Below are 23,081 nucleotides of genomic sequence, written 5' to 3'. Positions count from 1 at the left end.
CTGACAAGCGGCGGCCGCATCATCGAACAGGGCACCCACGCCCACCTCTTAGCAGCCAACGGCCCCCACGCCCACCTCCTAGCGGCCAACGGCGCCCACGCCCGGCTGTCGCGCCACGGCACCTCGGAAGCGGCCTGACCGTAGCCCCGCACCACCTCGTGGCAGCCCACCGCCCGACCACCGCGACCGGAGCCGACCGATTGGCCACCGCAGCCAAAGCCCACCAACAACCGCCCTGACAAGCGGCCACATCACCGAGCAAGGCACCCACACCCACTTCTTAGCCGCCAACGGCACCCACACCCACCTCTGACACCACGGCACCCCAGAAGCCACCTGGCCCGGGCCCACACCACCCTCGCGGCAGCCCACCACCCGACCACCACAGCCAAAGCCCACAACCGCCCTGACAGGCGGCTGCATCATCGAGCAAGGCACCCACACCGACCTCCTAGCGGCCAACGGCACCCACCCGTGGCACCACGGCACCCCAGAAGCCGCCTGACCGTGGCCCGCACCACGAACACTCGTCCCCACGCCCACCCATGACGTACAAACCCACGTCATGCCGCCCCGTCGCCCCATCCTCTACGTCTCGGACCTCAGCTACCCGGCCCGAGGCAGGCGCTACTGCGACGAGGACATCTACCTGACCTCACGGCTGCGCGAGACCTTCGACCTGGCCATCTGCCACCCGGAAGACGCCGCACGCCTGATGGGAGGCTTCGACACGGTGGTGATCCGCAACAGCGGCCCGGTGAGCGGCTACCCCGAGGCCTACCGGCGCTTCCGCGACCAGGCCGAGGCCGCCGGGCAACGCGTCTACAACCCGCTCACCGGCAAGGCGGACATGGCCGGCAAGCAGTACCTCGTCGACCTGACCGGGCAGGGCTACCCGGTCATCCCCACGATCGACGACCCGGCTCACCTCGACCGCCTGCCGCGGACGGCCGAGTACGTCGTGAAGCCCAAAGCCGGTGCGGACTCCCACGGCCTGGAGTTCGTCACCCGAGACGAACTCGAAGACGAAAATCGCCGGGATCTCCTCATCCAGCCCAAGATCGATTTTCGGTACGAGGTCTCGTTCTACTTCGTGGACCGCGACTTCCAGTACGCGCTCCACGCACCGGACCCCGCCCAGCGCTGGGAACTCACCTGGTACGAGCCGACGGCGGCGGATCTGGAATTCGCGCGGAAGTTCGTCGACTGGAACGAGCTGGACCACGGCATCCAGCGCGTGGACGCCTGCCGCACGCGAACGGGAGACCTGCTCCTGGTCGAACTGGAAGACCTGAACCCGTATCTGTCACTCGACCGCACACCGGACCGGACCAGGGAGGAGTTCGTGAAAGCCATGACCGGCTCGATTGAAAGTTCACTCACCTGAAGAGACCTCGGCCCACCTGAACAAGATCGGCCCGGCATGATCGGGAGGATCATTCGGCGAGGTGCGGTTGTTGTACCTATCGTGAACTGATCAGTGCTCTCAGTGCGTATGCCCGTCCAACAGGTCGACCACCATTGCCCGAAAAGGAGGCGGACGTAGTGAGACGCACATCAAGAATTGCTCAACTGCGGGTGACGACGGGCCCGTCCTGATCGATCCTGTGACAGAGCACTCCTTGCCAGGTGCCTCCAGCGTGTGAAGGCCCGGGCCAGGGGGACTAGCCTGACTACCGCATGAGTCAACACCAAGAGCGAGATGGATAGAGGCGAGCGCCAGCCGTGTCCAGCAGCAGTCCTGCGTCACAATTCGGGCCGAACGAGTGGCTCGTCGAGGAGATGTACGAGCAGTTCCTCGCGGACCCGTCATCCGTAGACCCGGCATGGCATGACTTCTTTGCCGACTACAAGCGTGCGGGCGGCAACGGCAGCGCCGCCACGGCCAGCGCGGGTGGCTCCACGGCCACCACGACCGCGACCGTGACCCCGCCTGCCGCCGACAACGGCAAGGCCGCCCCCGCCGCGCCCAAGCCGGCCACCCAGGCCAAGCCCGCGGCCACGCTGCCGCAGACCGGCAAGCCCGCGCCGCAGCAGGCAGCGAAGGCCAAGCCGGTCACGCAGAGCGCGGAGCCCGAGCAGAAGCAGCTGCGCGGTGCCGCCGCCGCGATCGCGAAGAACATGGAGCTGTCGCTCACCGTTCCGACCGCGACCAGCGTGCGCGCCGTGCCCGCCAAGCTGCTGGCCGACAACCGCATCGTCATCAACAACCACCTGAAGCGGACGCGCGGCGGGAAGGTCTCCTTCACGCACGTCATCGGCTACGCGGTGGTGCGGGCGCTGCAGGCGTTCCCGAACATGAACCGGCACTACGCCGAGATCGACGGCAAGCCGTTCGTCGTCACCCCGGAGCACGTGAACTTCGGTCTCGCGATCGACCTGCCCGGCAAGGACGGCTCGCGCAGCCTCGTCGTGGCGTCGATCAAGGGCTGCGAGAACATGACGTTCACGCAGTTCTGGCAGGCCTACGAGGACCTGATCCGCAAGGCCCGCGCCGGCTCGCTCACCGCCGACGACTTCTCCGGCACCACGATCTCGCTGACCAACCCCGGCACGATCGGCACGAACCACTCGGTGCCGCGGCTGCAGGCCGGTCAGGGCGCGATCATCGGTGTCGGCGCCATGGAGTACCCCGCGCACTTCCAGGGCACCAGCGAGCAGGCGCTCACCGACATGGGCGTCAGCAAGATCATCACGCTGACCAGCACGTACGACCACCGCATCATCCAGGGTGCGGAGTCGGGCGAGTTCCTCAAGCGCGTGCACCAGCTGCTGCTGGGCGAGGACGGCTTCTACGACGACATCTTCGCGTCGCTGCGGCTGCCCTACGAGCCGATCCGCTGGGTCGCCGACATCCCAGAGGGCGCCGTCGACAAGACCGCCCGCGTGATCGAGCTGATCGACGCGTTCCGCACCCGCGGTCACCTGATGGCGGACACGGACCCGCTGAACTACCGCCAGCGCAGCCACGCGGACCTCGACGTCCTGAGCCACGGCCTCACGCTGTGGGACCTGGACCGCGAGTTCCCCGTCGGCGGCTTCGCCGGCAAGGAGCGGATGAAGCTCCGCGACATCCTGGGCGTGCTGCGCAACTCGTACTGCCGCACCGTCGGTGTCGAGTACATGCACATCCTGGAGCCGGAAGAGCGGCAGTGGATCCAGGAGCGCGTCGAGGTTCCGCACGAGAAGCCCCCGGCCACCGTGCAGAAGTACATCCTCAGCAAGCTGAACGCGGCTGAGGCGTTCGAGACGTTCCTGCAGACGAAGTACGTCGGCCAGAAGCGCTTCTCGCTGGAGGGCGGCGAGACCGTCATCCCGCTGCTCGACGCCGTTCTGGACAAGGCAGCCGAGCACGAGCTCGACGAGGTCGTCATCGGCATGCCGCACCGCGGCCGCCTGAACGTGCTCGCGAACATCGTCGGCAAGCCGATCTCGCAGATCTTCCGCGAGTTCGAGGGCAACCTCGACCCCGGCCAGGCGCACGGCTCCGGCGACGTGAAGTACCACCTCGGCGCCGAGGGCAAGTACTTCCGCATGTTCGGCGACGGCGAGACCAAGGTGTCGCTCACGGCGAACCCGTCGCACCTCGAGGCCGTCGACCCGGTGCTCGAGGGCATCGTGCGCGCCAAGCAGGACCTGATCGACCGCGGCGGCGACTTCTTCCCCGTCCTGCCGGTCGCCCTGCACGGTGACGCGGCGTTCGCGGGCCAGGGTGTCGTGGCCGAGACGCTGAACCTCGCGCTCGTCCGCGGCTACCGCACCGGTGGCACGGTCCACATCGTCGTCAACAACCAGGTCGGCTTCACCACCGCGCCGGAGCACTCGCGGTCCTCGAAGTACTCGACCGACGTCGCGAAGATGATCGGCTCGCCGGTCTTCCACGTGAACGGTGACGACCCCGAGGCCTGCTACTGGGTCGCGAAGCTGGCCGTCGACTACCGCCAGGCGTTCCACAAGGACGTCGTGATCGACATGGTCTGCTACCGCCGCCGCGGCCACAACGAGGGCGACGACCCCTCGATGACGCAGCCGGCGATGTACGACGTGATCGACCAGAAGCGCTCGGTCCGCAAGACCTACACCGAGGCCCTGATCGGCCGCGGCGACATCACGGTCGAAGAGGCCGAGAAGGCGCTGCAGGACTTCTCCAGCCAGCTGGAGCACGTCTTCAACGAGGTCCGCGAGCTCGAGAAGCACCCGGTGACGGTCAGCCCGTCGGTGGAGGCCGAGCAGCAGGTTCCGGCGAAGCTGCCCACCGGCATCACGCGTGAGGTGCTGGAGCAGATCGCCGACGCCCACGTGAACCTGCCGGAGGGCTTCACCCCGCACGCCCGCGTCAAGCCGGTGCTGGAGCGCCGCGCGAAGATGGCGCGCGAGGGCGGCATCGACTGGGCGTTCGCGGAGCTGCTCGCGTTCGGCTCGCTCGCGCTGGAGGGCCGCAAGGTCCGCCTGGCCGGCCAGGACTCGCGCCGCGGCACGTTCGTGCAGCGCCACGCGACCCTGATCGACCGCAAGACCGGCGAGGAGTACACGCCGCTGCAGAACCTGTCGCCGGACCAGGGCAAGTTCATGGTCTACGACTCGGTGCTGTCGGAGTTCGCCGCGCTCGGCTTCGAGTACGGCTACTCGGTCGCGAACCCGCAGGCGCTGGTCCTGTGGGAGGCGCAGTTCGGTGACTTCGTCAACGGGGCGCAGCCGATCATCGACGAGTTCATCTCGTCCGGTGAGGCCAAGTGGGGTCAGCGTTCCGACGTCGTGATCCTGCTGCCGCACGGCCACGAGGGCCAGGGCCCCGACCACACGTCGGGCCGCATCGAGCGCTGGCTGCAGCTGTGCGCCGAGAGCTCCATGACCGTCGCGGTGCCGTCGACCCCGGCGAACTACTTCCACCTGCTGCGCCGCCACGCCCTCGACGGCGTCGACCGCCCGCTCGTGGTGTTCACGCCGAAGTCGATGCTGCGCCTCAAGGCCGCGGTCAGCGGGGTCGACGAGTTCATCAACGACCGCTTCCAGTCGGTCATCGACGACCCGACGGTCAAGGACGCGAACGCGGTCACCAAGGTCCTGCTGTGCAGCGGCAAGATCTCCTACGAGCTCCACGCGGAGCGGGAGAAGCGCGGTGCCGGCGACGTGGCGATCGTGCGCGTCGAGCAGCTCTACCCGGTCCCGGCGCGCAAGCTGACCGAGACCCTGGAGCGCTACCCGAACGCGAGGGACATCCGCTGGGTGCAGGAGGAGCCGGCGAACCAGGGCGCCTGGCCGTTCTACGGCCTGGCCCTGCCGGAGCTGCTGCCCGAGCACCTCGGCACCGTCCGCCGCGTGTCGCGCCGCCCGATGGCCGCCCCGTCGGCCGGTTCGAGCAAGGTGCACGAGGTCGAGCAGCGCGAGATCATCACCCGCGCGTTCGAGTGATCACCGTGTGACGCAGACGAGCCGCCGGGCCCTCGTGGTCCGGCGGCTCGTTTTCCAGTGGTGTGGCTCGGAACGTTGCCGAGCGAATTCGCGGTCAGACGGGCGCATCGTGGTGCCGCCGCGAGGCACGCTGGTGAGCGTGAATTCACCGCCAACGTTCTGAGTCGCGCCACCAGCCCTACACAGGAGTTTCTGCCATGTACTTCACCGATCGCGGCATCGAGGAGCTGGAGCAGCGGCGCGGCGACGAGGAGGTCACGCTCGCGTGGCTCGCCGACAAGCTCCGCGCGTTCGTCGACGCCAACCCCGACTTCGAGACGGCCGTCGAGCGCCTCGCCACCTACCTGGCGCGCGACGACGAGGACGACTTCGAAGACTGATCTGACCCCAACGTCACATTCCGTGCACTCTGGGCGAATACAGGTGCATGGGCAAAATCCTGGGGCTGCTCGGCGCCGCCATCGCACCGCCGGTGGCGGCGTTCGCGTTCCTGCAGACCTGGGCGAAAGCACATCCCGTCCAGGCAGGCCTGTTGCTGCTGGCCTACGAGGTCGTCGTGTGGGGCGCCGGTCTTGTCGGCAGGCTCGTCGGCGGCACCGCTGACGAGCTGCGCAACCGCTGGAAGAACCCCCTTGCCAGCCGGATCGACGAGGGCACCAGGAGAAGGCTGTCCCGATACGACCGCCGTTACCGTGCCGCAGTCCTCGGCAACCTGCGGTTCATAGACCTCAAGGGCCTCGCGACCGTGGGCTTCTACACGCCGCAGCTCGACGAGGTCTTCGTGGACGTCAGTCTCGTCTACAGCGAACCAACCGCTGTTCCGACCGGCGTGTTGGGGCAACGGCACGTGGACCCGGCACGGCGGTTCATCGGGGACCTGATCGACAAGCCGACACCAGTGGTCCTCGCCGTGATCGGCGCTCCGGGCTGCGGCAAGACGACCCTCCTACGGCACACCGCCCTGCTGCTCTGCCGCAAAGGACGTCGGCGCCGACGTGTTCCCGTGCTGCTCTACCTCCGCGATCACGTCCAGACGATCACCGAAGGCATCGCACTGCCTGACCTGATCCATCTCGTGCACAAGAACGCTCCTGCTGGTTGGTTCGCGCAGAAGCTGCACGCGGGGTCGTGCGTCGTTCTCCTCGACGGTTTGGACGAGGTCGCTGACCAGGCAAACCGCCGTGAGATCGCGGACTGGGTGGAACGGCAGGTCGCGAGCTTTCCGCTGAACGACTTCGTCATCTCGTCGCGTCCACACGGCTACCAGTCGGCACCGGTGTCGGGCGCGAACGTCGTGCAGGTTCGCGGTTTCACCGACGAGCAGGTCAGCCGGTTCGTCCGAGGCTGGTACCTCGCATTCGAACAGCGGAGCACGGGCGCCAAGTCCTCGGACGTGACCCGGCGCGCCGACGAGGAGGCGGACGACCTGCTGGAGCGGCTCCAGCACAACCCGGCGTTGTACGAGCTGACGGTGAACCCGCTGCTGCTGACCATGATCGCGAACGTGCACAAGTTCCGCGGCGCCCTGCCCGGCAGCCGTGTCGACCTCTACAGCGAGATCTGCCAGGTCCTGCTGTGGCGACGTCAGGAGGCCAAGAAGCTCGAGTCGGAACTGACCGGCGACCAGAAGATGGCCCTGTTGAGCGGACTGGCGTTCACGATGATGCGCCGGCAGGTCCGCGACATCACCAGGGACGACATGACGACGGAGTTCCGCCCCTTCCTCCGGCGCATGGCTCGTGACATGGAGGAGCAGGACTTCGTGTCGGACATGACATCGAGCGGTCTGTTGCTGGAAAGAGAGCGTGATGTCTACTCCTTCGCCCACCTGACGTTCCAGGAGTACCTCGCGGCTCACCACGTTCAGGAGAAGCAGCTCGCCCAGGTGCTGATCGACAACGTCGACGATGACTGGTGGCGGGAGACCACGTTGCTGCACGTGGCCGGAGCGAACGCCGATCCCGTCGTCAACGCGTGCCTCAAGTCGCGGACGGTCGGGGCGTTGTCCCTCGCATTCGACTGCGCAGAGCAGAGCCGCGAGCTCGCACCGGAACTGCGCAGGGATCTGGACCGCTTGCTGGAGGCCGCGTTCGAGTCCGGAGCCGATGCGGCACTCCGGCACCTGATCATGCGCGTTGTGGTCTCGCGCGAGATCCGCAGGCTCGTGCGGACGGCCGCTGGTACACGCCTGTGCGCCGCACCCGTCTCCGCAGGCGTGTACCAGCTCTTCGTGCAGAACACGCTGCACCGGAAGCCGGACGCGCCGCAGACCGAACGCGGCCAGCCGATCGTGGGAGTGCGAGCGGAGGACGTCGCGGCCTTCGCCACCTGGGTCAATGACATCACTGGCAACGAGCCCGGCTTCCGCCTGCCGCGCGTCGCCGAGCTGGAGACCTCCCAACTGTCCCGCAAGCTCGGTGACCTCAGCGCGTGGACGTCCGACGGCGACAGGCCGTGGCCGCACACGCCTGACCGCTACTCGATCACGACGCAGGTCCTCTACCGGGATCTCTTCAACGACTTCACCCACCTGTCCGAGGTCATCGAGACGTCCAAGGCGGTCAAGGCGCGCCGTGCGCTCAAGCGGCCGAGCCGAGCACTGCAGAAGGACACAGGTCTGCGTGTGCTGAGGCTGTGCCAGATCGAGACCAGCGTCTACGAGGAGGCGCTGGGCCAGGCGTTGGTCAAGACGATTGCCCCGCTCGGCGGTACGAGAACGGAAGGCTTCGCGGATCGGTTCCGGCAGAGCTTCGTGGAAGTGGTCAACAACGGACAGGCCGCGTACGTCGTGCCACCGTTCAAGGTCGTGGCAATGATCGAGTCGGTGCGAAACGCACCCATGACCGCCTGGGGCAGGAACAACCTCCACAGCTTCGTGACTGAAGGGTGGGCGGTCTTCAGCCGTCTCGTCCCACTCACCCCCGCACTGGCCGCCGAGCTGCGGGTCGCCGCGATGTGCCTCGCGATGGAGACCGACGAGCCGCACTCCGAGATCCTGCGGCGGATTGCCGCTGGCGTGTCGTTCCTGGAACGACGCGTCAGCGGAAAAATCCCCGCACACGAGACGATCGTGCTGGCCACCGACTAGACCCTCACCAGGCGTAGGCCTCCGGGGCCGGCTTGGAGCCGTTTGGAGCGGGTGCCGGGAACAGCTCGTCGAGCTTGGCGAGCACCTCGGCGTCCAGCTTCAGTTCCGCGGCGCGCAACGAGTTGTCGAGCTGCTCGGCGGTGCGCGGCCCGATGATCGGCGCCGTGACACCGTCCTGGTGCAGCAGCCACGCGAGGCCGACGTTCGCCGGGTCCTCGCCGAGCTCCGCGCACAGCTTCTCGTAGGCGTCGATCGTGTCGCGGTACTTCTCCAACGCGTCCGCGGAACGTCCGGAGGCACTGCGCGAAGCACCGCCCTCGCGCTGCTTGCGCAACACGCCACCCAGCAGGCCGCCGTGCAGCGGCGACCACGGGATGACGCCGAGGCCGTAGTGCCGAGCCGCCGGCAGGACCTCCAGCTCGACCCAGCGGGTCATCAGGTTGTAGATCGACTGCTCGGAGACGAGTCCGAGGAAGTTCCGCGCCAGAGCGGCTTCCTGCGCCTGGGCGATGTGCCAGCCCGCGAAGTTCGACGAGCCGAAGTAGATGACCTTGCCCTGCTGGCGCAGCACGGAGAAGGCTTCCCAGATCTCGTCCCACGGCGTGTCCCGGTCGACGTGGTGCATCTGGTAGAGGTCGATGTAGTCGGTCTGCAGGCGCTTCAGCGACGCGTCGGCGGCACGGCGGATGTTGAGCGCCGAGAGCTTGTTGTCGTTCGGCCAGTCACCCATGCTGCCGTAGAGCTTGGTCGCGATGACCGTCCTTTCGCGACGGTTGCCGCCCTGGGCGAACCACCGGCCGATGATCTGCTCGGTGACGCCCTCGCCCTGCTTCCAGCCGTAGACGTTGGCCGTGTCGAAGAAGTTCAGGCCGTGTTCGTGGGCGCGATCCATGATCGCGTGACTGTCGGCCTCGGTCGTCTCGGGGCCGAAGTTCATCGTGCCGAGGCACAGGCGGGAGACGGACAGGCCACTGCGGCCGAGGTTCGTGTACTCCATGCCTTCCACCCTGCCTCTCCGGGCGCCGCGATGCCACGTGGAGCTGCTCCAGCACGGCCGAAGCGACGAACGGCTTGAAGCGCCACAGTTTTGACAGTTTTGGGAACTGAAGTTTCGAACCTGTTATCCGAACCACAGATGGCGTTAGTTTTGCCGTGTTCCCCAGTTCATTCCCTGCCAGGAGGAACTCATGGCACTTCGGCGTCGTGTCGCCATTGCGGCGGCATTCGGCATCGCTTCCACGGCGATGCTGACGCCCACCGCGATGGCCGAGGAGGCCGTGCTGCCCGGTGCGGGCACGCAGGCGGTCGCGGGCAGCTACATCGTGGTGCTCAAGGACGGCGCGCGCACCCCTGCCGGCGCGTTGGCGTCCCGCTACCAGGGCTTTGTCAAGCACACGTACAGCGCCGCGCTGCACGGCTTCTCCGTCACCGGGATGTCCGAGCGCCAGGCCAGGCGGCTCGCGGCCGACCCGGACGTCGACTTCGTCGAGCGCAACACCGTCGCGACGATTCAGGACACGCAGTCCAACCCGACGTGGGGTCTCGACCGGATCGACCAGGCGAGCCTCCCGCTGGACGCGAAGTTCACCTATCCGAACACCGCGTCGAACGTGACGGCGTACGTTCTCGACACCGGGATCCGGAAAACGCACACCGAATTCGAAAACCGCGCTTCCGACGGTTACGACTTCATCGACGACGACACCGTCGCGCAGGACTGCCAGGGCCACGGCACGCACGTCGCCGGCACCGTCGCGGGCAAGACGTACGGCGTGGCGAAGAAGGCGAGCGTCGTCGGGGTGCGCGTGCTCGACTGCAACGGCAGCGGCGCGTGGGACGGCATCATCCGCGGCATCGACTGGGTGACCGCCAACGGCAAGAAGCCCGCCGTGGTCAACATGAGCCTGGGTGGTGGCGGCACGAACAGCTCGCTGGAGAACGCGGTCCGCCGTTCCATCAACGCGGGCTTCACCTACGTGCTGGCGGGTGGCAACAGCGGCCAGGACGCGTGCAACTTCACCCCGGCCCGCACGCCGGAGGCGATCACGGTGGGTGCGTCGGACCGCAACGACAGGCGTTCGATCTGGTCGGCCGGTTCGTCGAACTTCGGTCAGTGCCTGGACATCTGGGCGCCGGGCAGCGAGATCGTCTCGGCTTCGCACAGCAGCGACACCGGTACGCGGTCCATGGGCGGCACGTCGATGGCCTCACCGCACGTCGCCGGTGCGGCGGCGCTCCACCTGAGCGCGAACCCCGCCGCGACACCCGCCCAGGTCCGCGACGCGCTCGTCCGCGCGGCCACGCCGGACAAGCTGACCGACATCAGGGCGGGTTCGCCGAACCTGCTGCTGAAGATCTAGCAAGGCATGCCGGAACCGGCTCCCTGCACCGGTACCGGCCATCCCGCGCCCTGGACGCTCCGCCGAATGCGGCTCGGCGGGAAGCGTCGATCGACTGGGGGCGCTCGCGGTGGGAGTGGGAGCTAGTCCCACTCCCACCGCACTCCGTAGATCCCGGGCTTCGCGTTGCGCACGTGGATGTGCGTGGACGCGGTCGTGCCGATCCACAGGTCGTTGAGCGTGGTTTCCGGTTCCTGCAACGACGGCCTGGTGAACTCGTAACATCGCGCGGGCACGGCGTCCGGGTGGAAGTCGATCTGCAGCACGTAGTCGCCCACCGGCCGCAGGAACCGCCGGTCGCAGACCTCGCTGTCGGCGCCGGGCCTCATCCGGACCGTGTAGTCGACGAGGGCGGTCTCCCCCGCTCTGAGCATCCGGTCGAACAGGATCTCCGCGACGAGGAACCCGGTGGCGTCCTCGCTGCGCACGCGCCCCAGCCGGCACGGCGCGCCCGTTTCGATCGAGGGAACCCCGAGGTCGGTGGCGTCGGCGAGCTGGATGGCCAGGAACCTGTCGACGCCGTCGTCCAGCGCCTGCACGACTCCGGTGCAGTGCATCTCGACCTCACGCCGGTCCGGCCCGATCACCTGCCGGTCGCGCACGCTGAGGTAGGTCGACGGCGCCGGTGCCCTGTCGATGCGCGCCATGACCTCGCCGAGGTCGGTGGCCCGCGAGTCCCACATGTCCTCCAGGGACATCGCCTGCCCGACCCACCGGCCGCGCGGGCGCTTGTCGCCGAGCCGGTCGGTGAGGAACCCCTCGCCGAGGTCGAGGAGCTCCTCCAGCGCGGTGACGACCTTCAGCGACTCCGGGCGCTCCGGACGGCTGCGGCCGCGACGCCAGTAGCTGAGCGTCGAGAGGCTCACCTGCATGCCGCGGGCGGCCAGGTGGTGCTGGATGCGTTCGAGGCTGAGGCCGCTCGAGTCGACGGCTTTGGTCAGGGCCTCCGCGAAGTCCATCACGCCAGCACCGTACGGCTGCGGCACCCTCCGCCAGTAGGCCCACACGGAGGGTTATGAGACACCGGTCTCAGATGGCTCGTACGCCCTTTCGCCACACCGAGTGCGTCAGCGGGACTCCCGGCCGGTACGCCAGATGCGTGATCGAAGGCGCGTCCAGAACATGGAGATCAGCGCGCGCACCAGGCCTGATGACTCCGACGTCGTCCCTCCGCAACGCCCGCGCACCGCCGGCCGTTGCCGCCCACACGGCCTCCTCGACGCTCATCCGCATCTGCAGGACCGCTGTCGTCACGCAGAACGCCATCGACGACGTGTAGGAGGAGCCGGGATTGCAGTTGCTGGCCAGCGCGACGGTGGCTCCCGCGTCGAGGAGAGCACGCGCCGGCGGCAGCGACTGGCGGGTCGAGAGGTCGCACGCCGGGAGCAGCGTGGCGACCGTGTCCGACGACGCCAGCGCGTCGACGTCCTGCTGCGACAGGTACGTGCAGTGGTCGACGGACGCGGCGCCGAGCTCCACGGCCAGCCGCACGCCGGGGCCCTCGCCGAGCTGGTTGCCGTGCACCCGCAGGCCGAGGCCCTTGTCCTTGGCCGCCACGAGCACCGCCTTCGACTGGTCGTAGTCGAAGGCGCCCTTCTCGCAGAAGACGTCCGCCCAGCGCACGAGCGGTGCGACGGCGTCGAGCATCTCGCCGCGGACCAGGTCGACGTACGTGTCGGCGTCCTCGCCGGGCGGAACGAGGTGGGCGCCGAGGAACGTGACCTCCTCGACGTGCTCGGCGGCGATGCGGGCCGAGCGCACCTCGTCCGGGACGTTCAGGCCGTAGCCGGTCTTGGTCTCGACGAACGTCGTGCCCTGCCTCAACGCCTCGGCGACGTGCTTGCGGACGACCTCCGCCAGTTCGGCGTCGGTGGCCTGCCGGGTCGCGTTGACGGTGACGGCGATACCGCCTGCGGTGTAAGGCTTTCCGGCCATGCGCGCACCGAACTCGGCGGTCCGGTCGCCCGCGAAGACCAGGTGCGTGTGGCTGTCGACCCAGCCGGGCAGCACCGCGCGGCCTTCGACGTCGACGCGCTCATCGGCGGCCGGGGCGCTCGCGGACGACCCCACCCAGGCGATCCGCTCGCCGTCGACGATCAGCGCGTCACCGGTGGCCTCGCTGTTCGTGGTCAGCTCACCGATGCCGGTGATCAGCACGCTCATGCCCACAGCTCCTCGATCGCGTCCGCCAGCAGCCTGCCGACGTCTCCCAGGGTCTCGTGCACGCCGCCGGAGGCGACCACCCGGCCGCCGACCACCACGGTGTCCACATCGGACGCCGTCGCCGACAGGAGCACCTGCTGCGGCAGCGAACCCGCGGTCCGCGGCGTCGTGCAGCTGATCGCCACGAGGTCGCAGGGAGCACCGGGTTCGATGCGTCCCGCGTCCCAGCCGAGAGCGGAGTGCCGGGTGGCGGCGGCGAGCAGTTCGGCCGGCGCGAAACGGCCGCGCTGACCCGTGCGGAGGCGTTCGTTGTGCTCCAGCGCGCGGGTTTCCAGCAGCGGGTCGATCACCGCGTGCTGGTCGCTGCCCAGCGAGATGGGGCTTCCCGCGTCGGCGAGCTCGCGGGCCGGGCCGATGCCGTCAGCCAGGTCCGCCTCGGTCGTCGGGCAGAAGCAAGCACCCGTGCCGGACTCGCCCAGCAGCGCGATGTCCTCCGGCGTCAGGTGAGTCGCGTGCACCGCCGTGGTGCGCGGTGACAACGCGCCCGCTTCGTTCAGCAACCCGGTCGGGGTGAGGCCGTAAGCGGCGAGGCACGCCTCGTTCTCGGCGGGCTGCTCGGAGAGGTGGACGTGCAGAGGCGCGTCCGGGAAGGCCTGCGCGACAACGGGAAGTTCGTCGCGCGGGACAGCACGGACGGAGTGGATCGCGGCACCGACCCGCATCACGTCGTCGGACTTGAGGTCGGCGACCCGGCTCGCCCACGCCTCGGCGGTGCCGTCGGAGAAGCGCTGCTGCACCACGTTCAGCGGCTGGTCGATGCCGCCAGCGAGGTAGCAGGTGTCGAGCAGGGTCAGGCGGATGCCCGCGTCCTTCGCCGCCTCGCGCAGCGCGTGGCCGAACTCGTTCGACCTGTCGTGCACGTAGTGGAACTCGCCGACGGTCGACACACCGGCGAGCGCCATCTCCCCGTACACCGCGCGGGCCAGGCGGTAGTACGACTGCGGGGTCAGCTTCGACGCGAGCGCGTACATGCCTTCGCGCCACGTCCAGAACGTGCCGCCTCCGTCGTGCGTACGGCCTCTGAGCGCACGGTGGAACGCGTGCGAGTGCGCGTTGGCGAACCCCGGCACGACGACGCCGTAGAGCCGCCGCACACCCAGCGGAATCGTGTCCACTGTAGACACGCTCGCGACGACCCCGTCCTCGACCCTGACCAGCACGCGCTCGGCGAGCCCGCCGGGCAACCAGGCCCGCTCGCACCAGAAGTTCATGAGCCGAGGTGTTCGAGCGTCGCGGCCAGCGCCCGGACACCCGCGTCGACGTCGGACTGCTCGGCGAACTCCTCCGGCGCGTGGCTCACGCCGGTGGGGTTGCGCACGAACAGCATCGCGGTCGGCACGTGCGCGGCGAGGATGCCCGCGTCGTGGCCAGCACCGGTCGGCAACGCCGGAACGCCGCCGAGGGCCGCCGCGATGTCGTCGCGCAGTGCGGCGTCGAAGTACACCGTGTCGCCGTACGACTCCTCGGTGATGACCACTCCACACCCCTCCTCCTCCGCGGCCCGGTGCGCCGCCTCGGAGATCTCCGCGACCATGGCACGGGTGCGCGCGTCGTCGGTGTCGCGCGCATCGAGCCACACGTCCACAGTGGACGCTATGACGTTGGTGCCGCCGGGGTTGGGGACGAGCCTCCCCACGGTGGCACGCCCGCCGTCCCTGGCCGCCTTTCGCGCTGCCAGTACGAGTTGTGACGCCGGGAGCATCGGGTCCCTGCGGTCGGAGATGAGGGTGGCACCGGCGTGGTTGCCCTCGCCGCTGAACGTGAAGCGCCACCGGCCGTGCGCGAGGATGCTGGACGCGACACCGACCGGGACCGTCAGGCCGCGGCCCTGTTCGACGTGGAGCTCGACGAACTGGCCGATGCGGCCCAGGGTGCGGTCGTCCTTGCCGACCAGGTCCGGGTTGTAGCCCGCTGCCTTCATCGCCTCGGCCAGCGTGACGCCGTCCGGGTCCTTGAGCGCGAGCGCCTTGCCGGCGTCGATCGCACCCGTGAGAAGCCGGCTGCCCAGGCACGCGACGCCGAACCGGCCGCCCTCCTCCTCGGCGAAGACCGCGATGGCGAACGGCCTGCGGGGCGTGAACCCCTTGGCCTGCAGCAGGTCGACGGCCTCCAGGGCGCTCGTGACGCCGAGCGGGCCGTCGAAGGCACCGCCGCCGGGAACGGAATCCAGGTGGCTGCCGGTGACGAGCGCGTTGTCGCCGCGCTCGCCCCACCAGGCCCAGAGGTTGCCGTTCTGGTCGGTCTCGACGTTCAGGCCGCGTTTGACGGCCTGCTCGACGAACCAGTGCCGGAGCTCGAGCTCCGGCTTGGCGTAGCCGTGGCGGGAGTAGCCACCACGCTTGAGGTCCCTGCCGACGTCCGCGATCTGGTCGAGCATCACGCCACCACCGGCAGGCTCACGCAGGGGTCCCCTCCAGGGGGTCCCCCAATTTCAATTCTCCCAGCGAGGTCTGACAATTTTCAGCCCTCCATCGGAATGCGCACGCCCTTGGCCGCAGCCACCGTCTTGGCCTCGTCGTACCCGGCGTCCACGTGCCGGATGACGCCCATGCCGGGGTCGTTCGTCAGCACGCGCTCGATCTTCTGCGCGGCCAGCTCGGTCCCGTCGGCCACCGTCACCTGACCGGCGTGGATCGACCGTCCGATGCCCACACCGCCACCGTGGTGGATCGACACCCACGTCGCACCCGACGCCGTGTTGACCAGCGCGTTGAGCAGCGGCCAGTCGGCGATCGCGTCGGAACCGTCGGCCATCGCCTCGGTCTCGCGGTACGGCGAGGCCACCGAGCCGCAGTCGAGGTGGTCACGGCCGATCACGATCGGCGCGGACAGCTCGCCGGAGGCCACCATCTCGTTGAACTTGAGGCCTGCCAGGTGCCGCTCGCCGTAGCCGAGCCAGCAGATGCGGGCGGGCAGGCCCTGGAACTCGACGCGCTCGCCCGCCATCTTGATCCACCGGGCGAGCTGCTCGTTCTCCGGGAAGAGCTCGAGAATCGCGCGGTCCGTAGCAGCGATGTCGGCCGGGTCGCCGGACAGCGCGGCCCAGCGGAACGGGCCCTTGCCCTCGCAGAACAGCGGCCGGATGTACGCGGGCACGAAGCCGGGGAACGCGAAGGCGCGGTCGTAGCCGCCGAGCTGCGCCTCGCCGCGGATGGAGTTGCCGTAGTCGAACACCTCGGCGCCGCGGTCCATGAACCCGACCATCGCCTCGACGTGCGCGGCCATCGACTTGCGCGCCCGGTCGGTGAACTCCTCCGGCTTCGAGGCGGCGTACGACGCCCAGTCCTCCAAAGAAACCCCGATCGGCAGGTACGCCAACGGGTCGTGCGCGGAGGTCTGGTCCGTCACGATGTCGACCGCGACCTCGCGGCGCAGCAGCTCGGGCAGGATCTCGGCCGCGTTGCCCACGACACCGACGGAAACGGCCTCACCGGCGGCCTTCGCGGCCAGCACGCGCTCGACAGCGGAGTCCAGGTCAGGAGCGATCTCGTCCAGGTAGCGGGTCTCCAGCCGACGCTGCGCGCGGTGCGGGTCGACCTCGATGCACAGCGCGACGCCCTCGTTCATCGTCACGGCGAGCGGCTGCGCGCCACCCATGCCGCCGAGGCCCGCGGTGACCGTCAGAGTCCCGCGCAACGAACCACCGAACCGCTTGTTGGCGACCGCGGCGAACGTCTCGTACGTGCCCTGGAGGATGCCCTGCGTGCCGATGTAGATCCACGAACCCGCGGTCATCTGCCCGTACATCGTGAGGCCCTCGGCCTCCAGGCGGCGGAACTCGGGCCAGTTCGCCCAGTCCGGCACCAGGTTGGAGTTCGCGATCAACACGCGCGGCGCCCACTCGTGCGTGCGCATGACGCCAACCGGACGGCCGGACTGCACGAGCAGCGTCTCGTCGGCTTCGAGGTTCTTGAGCTCACGGGAAATCGCCTCGAACGACGGCCAGTCGCGCGCGGCCTTGCCCGTGCCGCCGTAGACGACGAGGTCCTCGGGGCGCTCGGCGACGTCGGGATCGAGGTTGTTGTGGAACATCCGCAGCGCGGCCTCCGTCGACCACTGCTTGGCGGTCAGCGACGTACCTCGGTCAGCACGAACTGTGGTCATCACAGAGCTCCACTTCGAATCAGGGCCTCGGCGGCAGCGATCTCGGGTGCGAGGTGGCGGTCGGGACCGGGGCCGGCGACCGTCTCGCGCAACTTCGCCACGGCGGCGGCCGTCGCGGGGGCGGGCTTGAGGGGCGCGCGCAGATCCAAAGCGCGCGCTGCGGTCAAAAGCTCAATCGCCAGAACAGTGGTGAGCCCGTCCACGGCCTTGCGCAGCTTGCGGGCGGCGGACCAGCCCATCGACACGTGGTCCTCCTGCATCGCGGAGGACGGGATCGAGTCGACGGACGCCGGCACGGCCAGGCGCTTGAGTTCGGACACGATCGCCGCCTGGGTGTACTGGGCGATCATGTGGCCGGAGTCGACGCCGGGGTCGTCGGCGAGGAACGGCGGCAGGCCGTGCGAGCGCGAGACGTCGAGCATGCGGTCGGTGCGGCGTTCGGCGATCGAGGCCACGTCCGCGAGCGGGATCGCGAGGAAGTCCAACGCGTAGGCGACGGGAGCGCCGTGGAAGTTGCCGTTCGACTCGACCCTGCCGTCCGCAAGCACCACCGGGTTGTCGATCACGGACGACAGCTCGCGCTCGGCCACCGTCGCCGCGTACGCCACCGTGTCGCGGGCCGCGCCGTGCACCTGCGGGGAGCAGCGCAGCGAGTACGCGTCCTGCACGCGGGTGCAGTCGGGGCCGCGGTGCGAGGCGACGATCTCGGAGTCCTTGAGGAACGCGAGCATCCGCGCGGCCGACACACCCTGGCCGGGATGCGGGCGCAGTGCGTGCAGTTCGGGGGAGAAGACGCGGTCGGTGCCGAGCAGCGCCTCGACGCTCATGGCGGCGGTGAGGTCGGCGATGTCGAGCAGTCTGGTGAGGTCGGCGATCGCGAGCGACAGCATGCCGAGCATGCCGTCGGTGCCGTTGATCAGCGCGAGGCCTTCCTTCTCGGCCAGCTGCACCGGTTCGATGCCGGCTTCCTCCAGCGCCTCCGCGGCGGGGACGAGCTCGTTGCGGGCGTTGCGGACCATGCCCTCGCCCATCAGCGCCAGCGCGCACGCCGACAGCGGCGCCAGGTCGCCGGAGCAGCCCAGGGAGCCGAACTCGTGCACCACCGGGGTGATGCCGGCGTTCAGCACGCCCGCCATCGCGTCCACAGTGGACAAGCGGACGCCGGTGTGGCCGGTCGAGAGGGTGCGCAGCCGCAGCAGCATGAGCGCGCGCACGACCTCGCGCTCGACCTCGGGACCGGAACCGGCGGCGTGCGAGCGGATCAGCGACCGCTGCAGCTGGGCACGGCGGTCCGGCGGGATGTGCCGGACGGCGAGCGCGCCGAAGCCGGTCGAGACGCCGTAGGTGGGGCGTTCGGCCGTGGCGAGCTGTTCGATGTGGCCGCGGGCGGTGGTGACCGCCTCACGGGCAGCCGCGGTGATCTCCACCGGGGCACCGTCGCGAGCGACGGCGTGCACGTCCTCGAGGGTCAGAGGCTTCGGACCCAGCTCCACCGGTTGTCTCATGCAGACATCACAGCGCTCCGGGGCCGACTCAGCGACCCCGGAGCACGGATGCGTGTCTGGGATGCCAGACGAGGGCTACAGCCCCTTGCCGATCCAGCTCGTGTCAGGAGAGGGCACGAGCTCGACCTTGTTCACCGCCTCGACCACCAGGTCGGTGTTGGACTCCGCGGTCGCCCAGATCCACACCGAGCCGTCGAACACCGCCACGCCCTTCTCGGTGCGGAGGCCTTCCCTGCCGCGCACCACGACCGGCTTCGTGTCGCCGACGAGCTGTGGCGGCAACGTCCCCACGTGCACGCTGACCTGGTTCTTCCAGATCGACATCGCCTCCCAGTCGGCGGGCTTGGAGCCCCACGTGTGGTCGGCGTACCTGCCGTCGAGCTTGAACGCCGCCCGGTGCACGACCTTCGAGTCGGCCCGCACCGACTCGGCGACCTGCAGCGCGACCTGCCGCGCGTCGGGGAAGCCGCGCACGCTGACCTTCAGCAGGTCCTGGGCGTGCCACACGAGCTCGGCGGTCTGATCCCGCAGCGCGATCTTCGCCTTCAGCCCGCGGACCGTCGTGTCCTGCCAGTCCACGCCCTCCGGCTGGTCGCCGCCCGCAATCAGCGCGATCTGCGGCCCGCCGTCGGTGAACGGGAACCCCTTGGCGCCCTCGGGCACCCAGACGCGGTGGACCTCCCGATCCACCAGGCGGAAGTTCTCGACGTAGCCGGTCGGCAGCCAGTGCGGCGCGTACTTCAGCGCGACGCTCTGGCCGTTGCCGGGGATGAGCGCCGCCGCCGCGTCGTTGCCGCTCGGCGGCGTGTACCTGTCGCTCGCGATGACGCCCGCGAAGATCAGGACGGCGACGGCGGCCATCCCGGCGACGGAGATGAGGAAGACGTTGCGGGGCCTCTTGCGCTTGCGCCGCAGGGCGTTCAGCGTCGGCCCCGGATGCGGCGTCCGCTCGGCCAGCTTTCCGAGCGCGTCCTTGACGAGCTGTTCGGTGTCGTTCACGACAGGCCCTCCCCGAGCCGCAACCCGACACCAGCGGGCTCCGGCGTGTGGTCCATCCGGAGTGTGGCCAGCGCACGTGAGATGTGGCTGCGCACGGTTCCCTCGGCACAACCGAGCATCTGTGCGATCTCCGAGTCCTCGTAGTTCTCGTAGTAGCGGAGCACGATCGCCGCCCGCTGTTTGCGGGGCAGCTTGGCGATCCGCTGCAACATGGCTTCCCGCTCGTCGTAGTGGTGTGTCGTGTCTCCGACGGGCGGGGTGACGGACTCCAGCGTCGTCATGCAGAGGGCGACGTCCTTGGCGGCCCTGCGCCGGCGCCACGAGAGGTACTCGTTGGTCACCATGCGCTTGACGTAGGCGTGGGGGAGGTCGACTGCACCGATGCGATCCCATTTCTGCTGCGCGCGCAGCAGCACTTCCTGGACCACGTCCTGGGCCAGGTGCGGGTCACACGTGAGCACGGTGGCGTAACGCAGCAACGGGGTCACCTGTTCTGCCACGAAGTCATCGAAACTCGGTGTCAATCCCGACCCCCTTCAAAACCGTCACGCCATTCCAACGCGCCTGCGGCCTGTTCTGTTGAGTGTGCACTGATGGAGGAACGGCGTGGGCTGCATCACATGGGAAAATCAGTGTTGTGGGCAGCAGCAGTGACGTACCCGCGCTGCGGCGAGGGCTCGCGGTCCTACGGCTGCTGGCAGGCAGACCCGGTCCGGTCTCCGCGGCGTCGGTGGCGCGCGAGCTGAATCTGCCCAGGTCAACGACCTATCACCTGCTGTCGGAGCTGACCGAGGCCGGTTTCGCGACGCACTTCCCCGAGGAGAAGCGGTACGGCCTGGGCGTCGCGTCGTTCGAACTCGGGTCGGCGTATCTGCGGCACGACCCGCTGGAACGGCTGGCCCGCCCGCTGCTGCGCAAGCTCGCCGACCGGATGGAGAAGGTCGCCCATCTGGGTGTCCTGCACGGTGCCGAGGCGTTGTACCTGGTGCGCGAACAGCCGCGGCAGCCGCAGACGATCGTGTCCGACGTCGGCGTGCGTCTTCCCGCACACCTGACCGCCTCCGGCCGCGCGATGCTGGCGCACCTGCCTCCGGCCCAGGTCAGGGCGCTGTTCCCGTCCGTCGCGTCGTTCGTCGACCGCACCGGGCGGGGTCCGCACAACCTGCCGGCGCTGCGCAGGATGCTGACCGCGGAACGCCGCCAGGGCTGGGCGGTCGAGGACGGGTTCGTGACGGTGGGCTTCGCCTCCGTGGCGGCGCCGGTGTTCGACCACGGCGAGCGGCCGATCGCGGCCATCACGCTGACGTTCCGGCACGTGTGCGACACACCGTGCGGCCAGACGTGGCCGGAGCTGGCCAAGGAGGTCCGCAAAGCCGCCGAGGAGCTGACCACCCGCATCGGCGGTCACGTCGTCACTTAGTAGCCATGTACATAGTAGCCATGTACTGTATCCGCCATGAGCAGTGCGGAGTTTTCGGTCGGCCACCTCGTGTGGCGTCTGGCGATGAAGTGGCGGACAGCCGTTGACCGCGCGTTGGATCCCCTCGGGCTGACGCACGCGCAGTACGTCGTGCTGGCGTCGTTGCTCGCCTTGGACCGTCCGTCGCAACGCGAACTGGCCGATCACACCGGCCTCGAAGCGCTGTACGTCTCCAAGCTGGCGCGCGCGCTCGAAGCTTCGGGGCTGATCTCGCGCACGCGGGACGTCGTCGACACCCGGACCGTCCGGCTGGAGCTGACCGCGCGCGGACGCTCGACGGTCGAGCCCGCGGTAGCCCTCGTCAGCTCGTTGCTGGACCGCCTGCTGGAGCCCCTCGGCGAGCGCACCGACGCCTTCTCCCGCGAGCTGACCGCACTGCTCGCCGTCCCCCTCGGCTAAGGACTTCCCGTCATGCCCGTTGTTCCCGTCCTCGACTCGACCATGCACCACCTGGAATCCGGTTCCGCGCCGTTCGTGTTTTTGCACGGCAATCCCGGCTCTTCTTTCGCGTGGCGCCACGTGCTGCCGGAGTTGGGTGGCCTGGCGCCGGACCTGATCGGCATGGGCCGCTCGGGCAAGCCGGACATCTCCTACTCGTTCGCCGACCACGCCCGCTACCTCGACGCCTGGTTCGACGCCCTCGGCCTGGACCGCGTGGTGCTGGTGGGCCACGACTGGGGCGGCGCGCTGGCGTTCGACTGGGCGGCCCGTCATCCCTCGCGCGTCGCGGGCATCGCGTTCTTCGAGACGATCGTGAAGCCGATGAACGGTTCCGAACTGCCGTTGCCCGCCCAGGAACGGGTCCGCAGGTTCCGCACCACCGAAACGCTGGAGGACAACCGGTTCGTGCGGCAGGCGTACACGGGCGGCGTGCTCACGCCGGTGTCGGAGTCGGACATGGCGGTCCACCTGGCGCCGTTCCCGGACGCCGAGAGCAGGCGGCCGGTGCTCGCGTGGGCCAAGCAGATGCCGTTCGACGGCGAGCCTGCCGAGCTGATTCCGCGCATCGAGGCCTACGACGCGTGGCTCGGCGCGTCCGAGGTGCCGAAGCTGCTGCTGACCTTCGAGAACTCCCCGACGTTGCTCATCGGGGAGGAGCTGCAGGCGTGGTGCGCGCAGAACATCGCCGCGCTGGAAGTCGTTGCCGTTGGTGAGGCCGGGCATCACGCACAGGAGGACCGGCCGAAGGAGATCGCGGCGGAGATCGCTGCTTGGGCGGAGCGCCACGACCTAGTTGCATAGCGTGCATGGGGGAAATCCACATCGCGGAACTCGACGTCGACGCTGCCGCAGTTCAGCGGGTGGGTGCGCTGGCAGCAGACACCGGAGGGCGGCTGGGGCCGTCCGCGGTTCGTGGTCGCGCGAGACGGCGGAAGCGTCGTCGGATATGCGCACGGATACCTGCCCGAGACCGACAACGCGCATCTCGTCGTCGGCACCATCGTGGTGGACGAGAGGTGGCGTGGCCGGGGCATCGGTACCGCACTGCTCCGGCACTCCCTGCGCTCGGCGAACCGCGACACCGCTGAGGCCTCGTGGATTCCCGTGGACGGTGAAGGCGTGCGATGTCTGCACGGCGACGAGGCCGCCGCGGTGACGGTGTTGCACCGGACCCTCTCGCGGCCTTCCGTTGGCCACCAACGGCACACCGGCGTGCTCGCCGCGCACCGCGGCAAAGGCCTCGGCCGGCTGGTCAAGGCGCACATGCTCCGCCAGCTGACCGGCATCAAGATCGTCGAAACCGCGACGAGCAGCACCAACGAACACATGCGGCGCATCAACCACTCACTCGGCTACACCGACCGGCTCACCACCGTCGACCTCAGCGCCCGCGTGGCCGATCTGAAGCTGTGAAACGAGAACGGGGCGGA

Annotated in this window: 18 protein-coding genes; 9 read left to right on the top strand and 9 right to left on the bottom strand. The window is 69.1% G+C overall.

The features are described from left to right. The first annotated feature begins 565 nt into the window (after positions 1–565). From IEZ09_RS31575 to IEZ09_RS31560, 4 genes are all read left to right on the top strand, one after another. Positions 566–1,387 (top strand): ATP-grasp domain-containing protein, encoded by an 822-nt coding sequence (locus tag IEZ09_RS31575; protein ID WP_189257457.1) that lies wholly within the window; start codon positions 566–568, stop codon positions 1,385–1,387. Between the two features lie 338 nt (positions 1,388–1,725). Beyond that, positions 1,726–5,412 carry a multifunctional oxoglutarate decarboxylase/oxoglutarate dehydrogenase thiamine pyrophosphate-binding subunit/dihydrolipoyllysine-residue succinyltransferase subunit gene (locus IEZ09_RS31570; protein WP_189257456.1) on the top strand — a complete coding sequence of 1,229 codons (3,687 nt, stop codon included), beginning with the start codon at positions 1,726–1,728 and terminating at the stop codon, positions 5,410–5,412. Between the two features lie 197 nt (positions 5,413–5,609). Beyond that, complete coding sequence (locus tag IEZ09_RS31565; protein WP_189257455.1) at positions 5,610–5,792, top strand: DUF6104 family protein; 183 nt, start codon at positions 5,610–5,612, stop codon at positions 5,790–5,792. Positions 5,793–5,839: 47 nt separating this feature from the next. Further along, positions 5,840–8,500 carry an NACHT domain-containing protein gene (locus tag IEZ09_RS31560; RefSeq protein WP_189257454.1) on the top strand — a complete coding sequence of 887 codons (2,661 nt, stop codon included), beginning with the start codon at positions 5,840–5,842 and terminating at the stop codon, positions 8,498–8,500. Between the two features lie 4 nt (positions 8,501–8,504). Here the strand turns inward: IEZ09_RS31560 and IEZ09_RS31555 are convergent, their stop codons facing one another. Then, on the bottom strand, positions 8,505–9,497 hold the full coding sequence (locus IEZ09_RS31555) for an aldo/keto reductase (RefSeq protein WP_189257453.1): 993 nt from the start codon (positions 9,495–9,497) through the stop codon (positions 8,505–8,507). A gap of 190 nt (positions 9,498–9,687) precedes the next feature. Between IEZ09_RS31555 and IEZ09_RS31550 the strand changes: the two genes are divergently transcribed. Next, positions 9,688–10,860: a S8 family peptidase gene (locus IEZ09_RS31550; RefSeq protein ID WP_189257452.1), complete on the top strand. Its 1,173-nt coding sequence runs from the start codon at positions 9,688–9,690 to the stop codon at positions 10,858–10,860. 122 nt (positions 10,861–10,982) lie between these two features. Here the strand turns inward: IEZ09_RS31550 and IEZ09_RS31545 are convergent, their stop codons facing one another. From IEZ09_RS31545 to IEZ09_RS31510, 8 genes are all read right to left on the bottom strand, one after another. Then, positions 10,983–11,861, bottom strand: a complete 879-nt coding sequence (locus IEZ09_RS31545; RefSeq protein ID WP_189257451.1) for a hypothetical protein — start codon at positions 11,859–11,861, stop codon at positions 10,983–10,985. Positions 11,862–11,928: 67 nt separating this feature from the next. Beyond that, positions 11,929–13,062 carry an imidazolonepropionase gene (hutI, locus tag IEZ09_RS31540; protein ID WP_189257450.1) on the bottom strand — a complete coding sequence of 378 codons (1,134 nt, stop codon included), beginning with the start codon at positions 13,060–13,062 and terminating at the stop codon, positions 11,929–11,931. After that, on the bottom strand, positions 13,059–14,333 hold the full coding sequence (locus IEZ09_RS31535) for a formimidoylglutamate deiminase (protein ID WP_189257449.1): 1,275 nt from the start codon (positions 14,331–14,333) through the stop codon (positions 13,059–13,061). Before IEZ09_RS31535 ends, hutI begins: the two co-directional genes overlap by 4 nt. Further along, on the bottom strand, positions 14,330–15,499 hold the full coding sequence (locus IEZ09_RS31530) for an allantoate amidohydrolase (protein ID WP_189257448.1): 1,170 nt from the start codon (positions 15,497–15,499) through the stop codon (positions 14,330–14,332). The genes IEZ09_RS31535 and IEZ09_RS31530 overlap by 4 nt, the downstream gene beginning before the upstream one ends. An 83-nt stretch (positions 15,500–15,582) precedes the next feature. Continuing rightward, positions 15,583–17,229, bottom strand: coding sequence for a urocanate hydratase (gene hutU / locus IEZ09_RS31525; RefSeq protein WP_189257447.1), 1,647 nt, complete (start codon positions 17,227–17,229; stop codon positions 15,583–15,585). Beyond that, complete coding sequence (hutH, locus tag IEZ09_RS31520; protein ID WP_189257446.1) at positions 17,226–18,731, bottom strand: histidine ammonia-lyase; 1,506 nt, start codon at positions 18,729–18,731, stop codon at positions 17,226–17,228. Before hutH ends, hutU begins: the two co-directional genes overlap by 4 nt. 75 nt (positions 18,732–18,806) lie before the next feature. Beyond that, a complete protein-coding gene (locus tag IEZ09_RS31515) occupies positions 18,807–19,730 on the bottom strand; it encodes a hypothetical protein (RefSeq protein WP_189257445.1) in 924 nt (307 codons plus the stop codon). After that, a complete protein-coding gene (locus tag IEZ09_RS31510) occupies positions 19,727–20,254 on the bottom strand; it encodes a SigE family RNA polymerase sigma factor (protein WP_189257444.1) in 528 nt (175 codons plus the stop codon). The genes IEZ09_RS31515 and IEZ09_RS31510 overlap by 4 nt, the downstream gene beginning before the upstream one ends. Before the next feature lie 113 nt (positions 20,255–20,367). Here IEZ09_RS31510 and IEZ09_RS31505 point away from each other — a divergent pair, with 113 nt between their 5' ends. From IEZ09_RS31505 to IEZ09_RS31490, 4 genes are all read left to right on the top strand, one after another. Then, positions 20,368–21,150, top strand: coding sequence for an IclR family transcriptional regulator (locus tag IEZ09_RS31505; RefSeq protein WP_189257443.1), 783 nt, complete (start codon positions 20,368–20,370; stop codon positions 21,148–21,150). Between the two features lie 36 nt (positions 21,151–21,186). Continuing rightward, positions 21,187–21,609 carry a MarR family winged helix-turn-helix transcriptional regulator gene (locus tag IEZ09_RS31500; protein WP_189257442.1) on the top strand — a complete coding sequence of 141 codons (423 nt, stop codon included), beginning with the start codon at positions 21,187–21,189 and terminating at the stop codon, positions 21,607–21,609. Positions 21,610–21,621: 12 nt separating this feature from the next. Beyond that, positions 21,622–22,452 (top strand): haloalkane dehalogenase, encoded by an 831-nt coding sequence (locus IEZ09_RS31495; protein WP_189257441.1) that lies wholly within the window; start codon positions 21,622–21,624, stop codon positions 22,450–22,452. Positions 22,453–22,515: 63 nt separating this feature from the next. Beyond that, positions 22,516–23,064: a GNAT family N-acetyltransferase gene (locus IEZ09_RS31490; protein ID WP_189257440.1), complete on the top strand. Its 549-nt coding sequence runs from the start codon at positions 22,516–22,518 to the stop codon at positions 23,062–23,064. The last annotated feature ends 17 nt before the right edge of the window (positions 23,065–23,081 follow it).

This window comes from Lentzea flava, from assembly GCF_014648475.1.
Lineage (GTDB): Bacteria > Actinomycetota > Actinomycetes > Mycobacteriales > Pseudonocardiaceae > Lentzea > Lentzea flava.
This window is presented reverse-complemented; position numbering and strand designations above follow the sequence as displayed.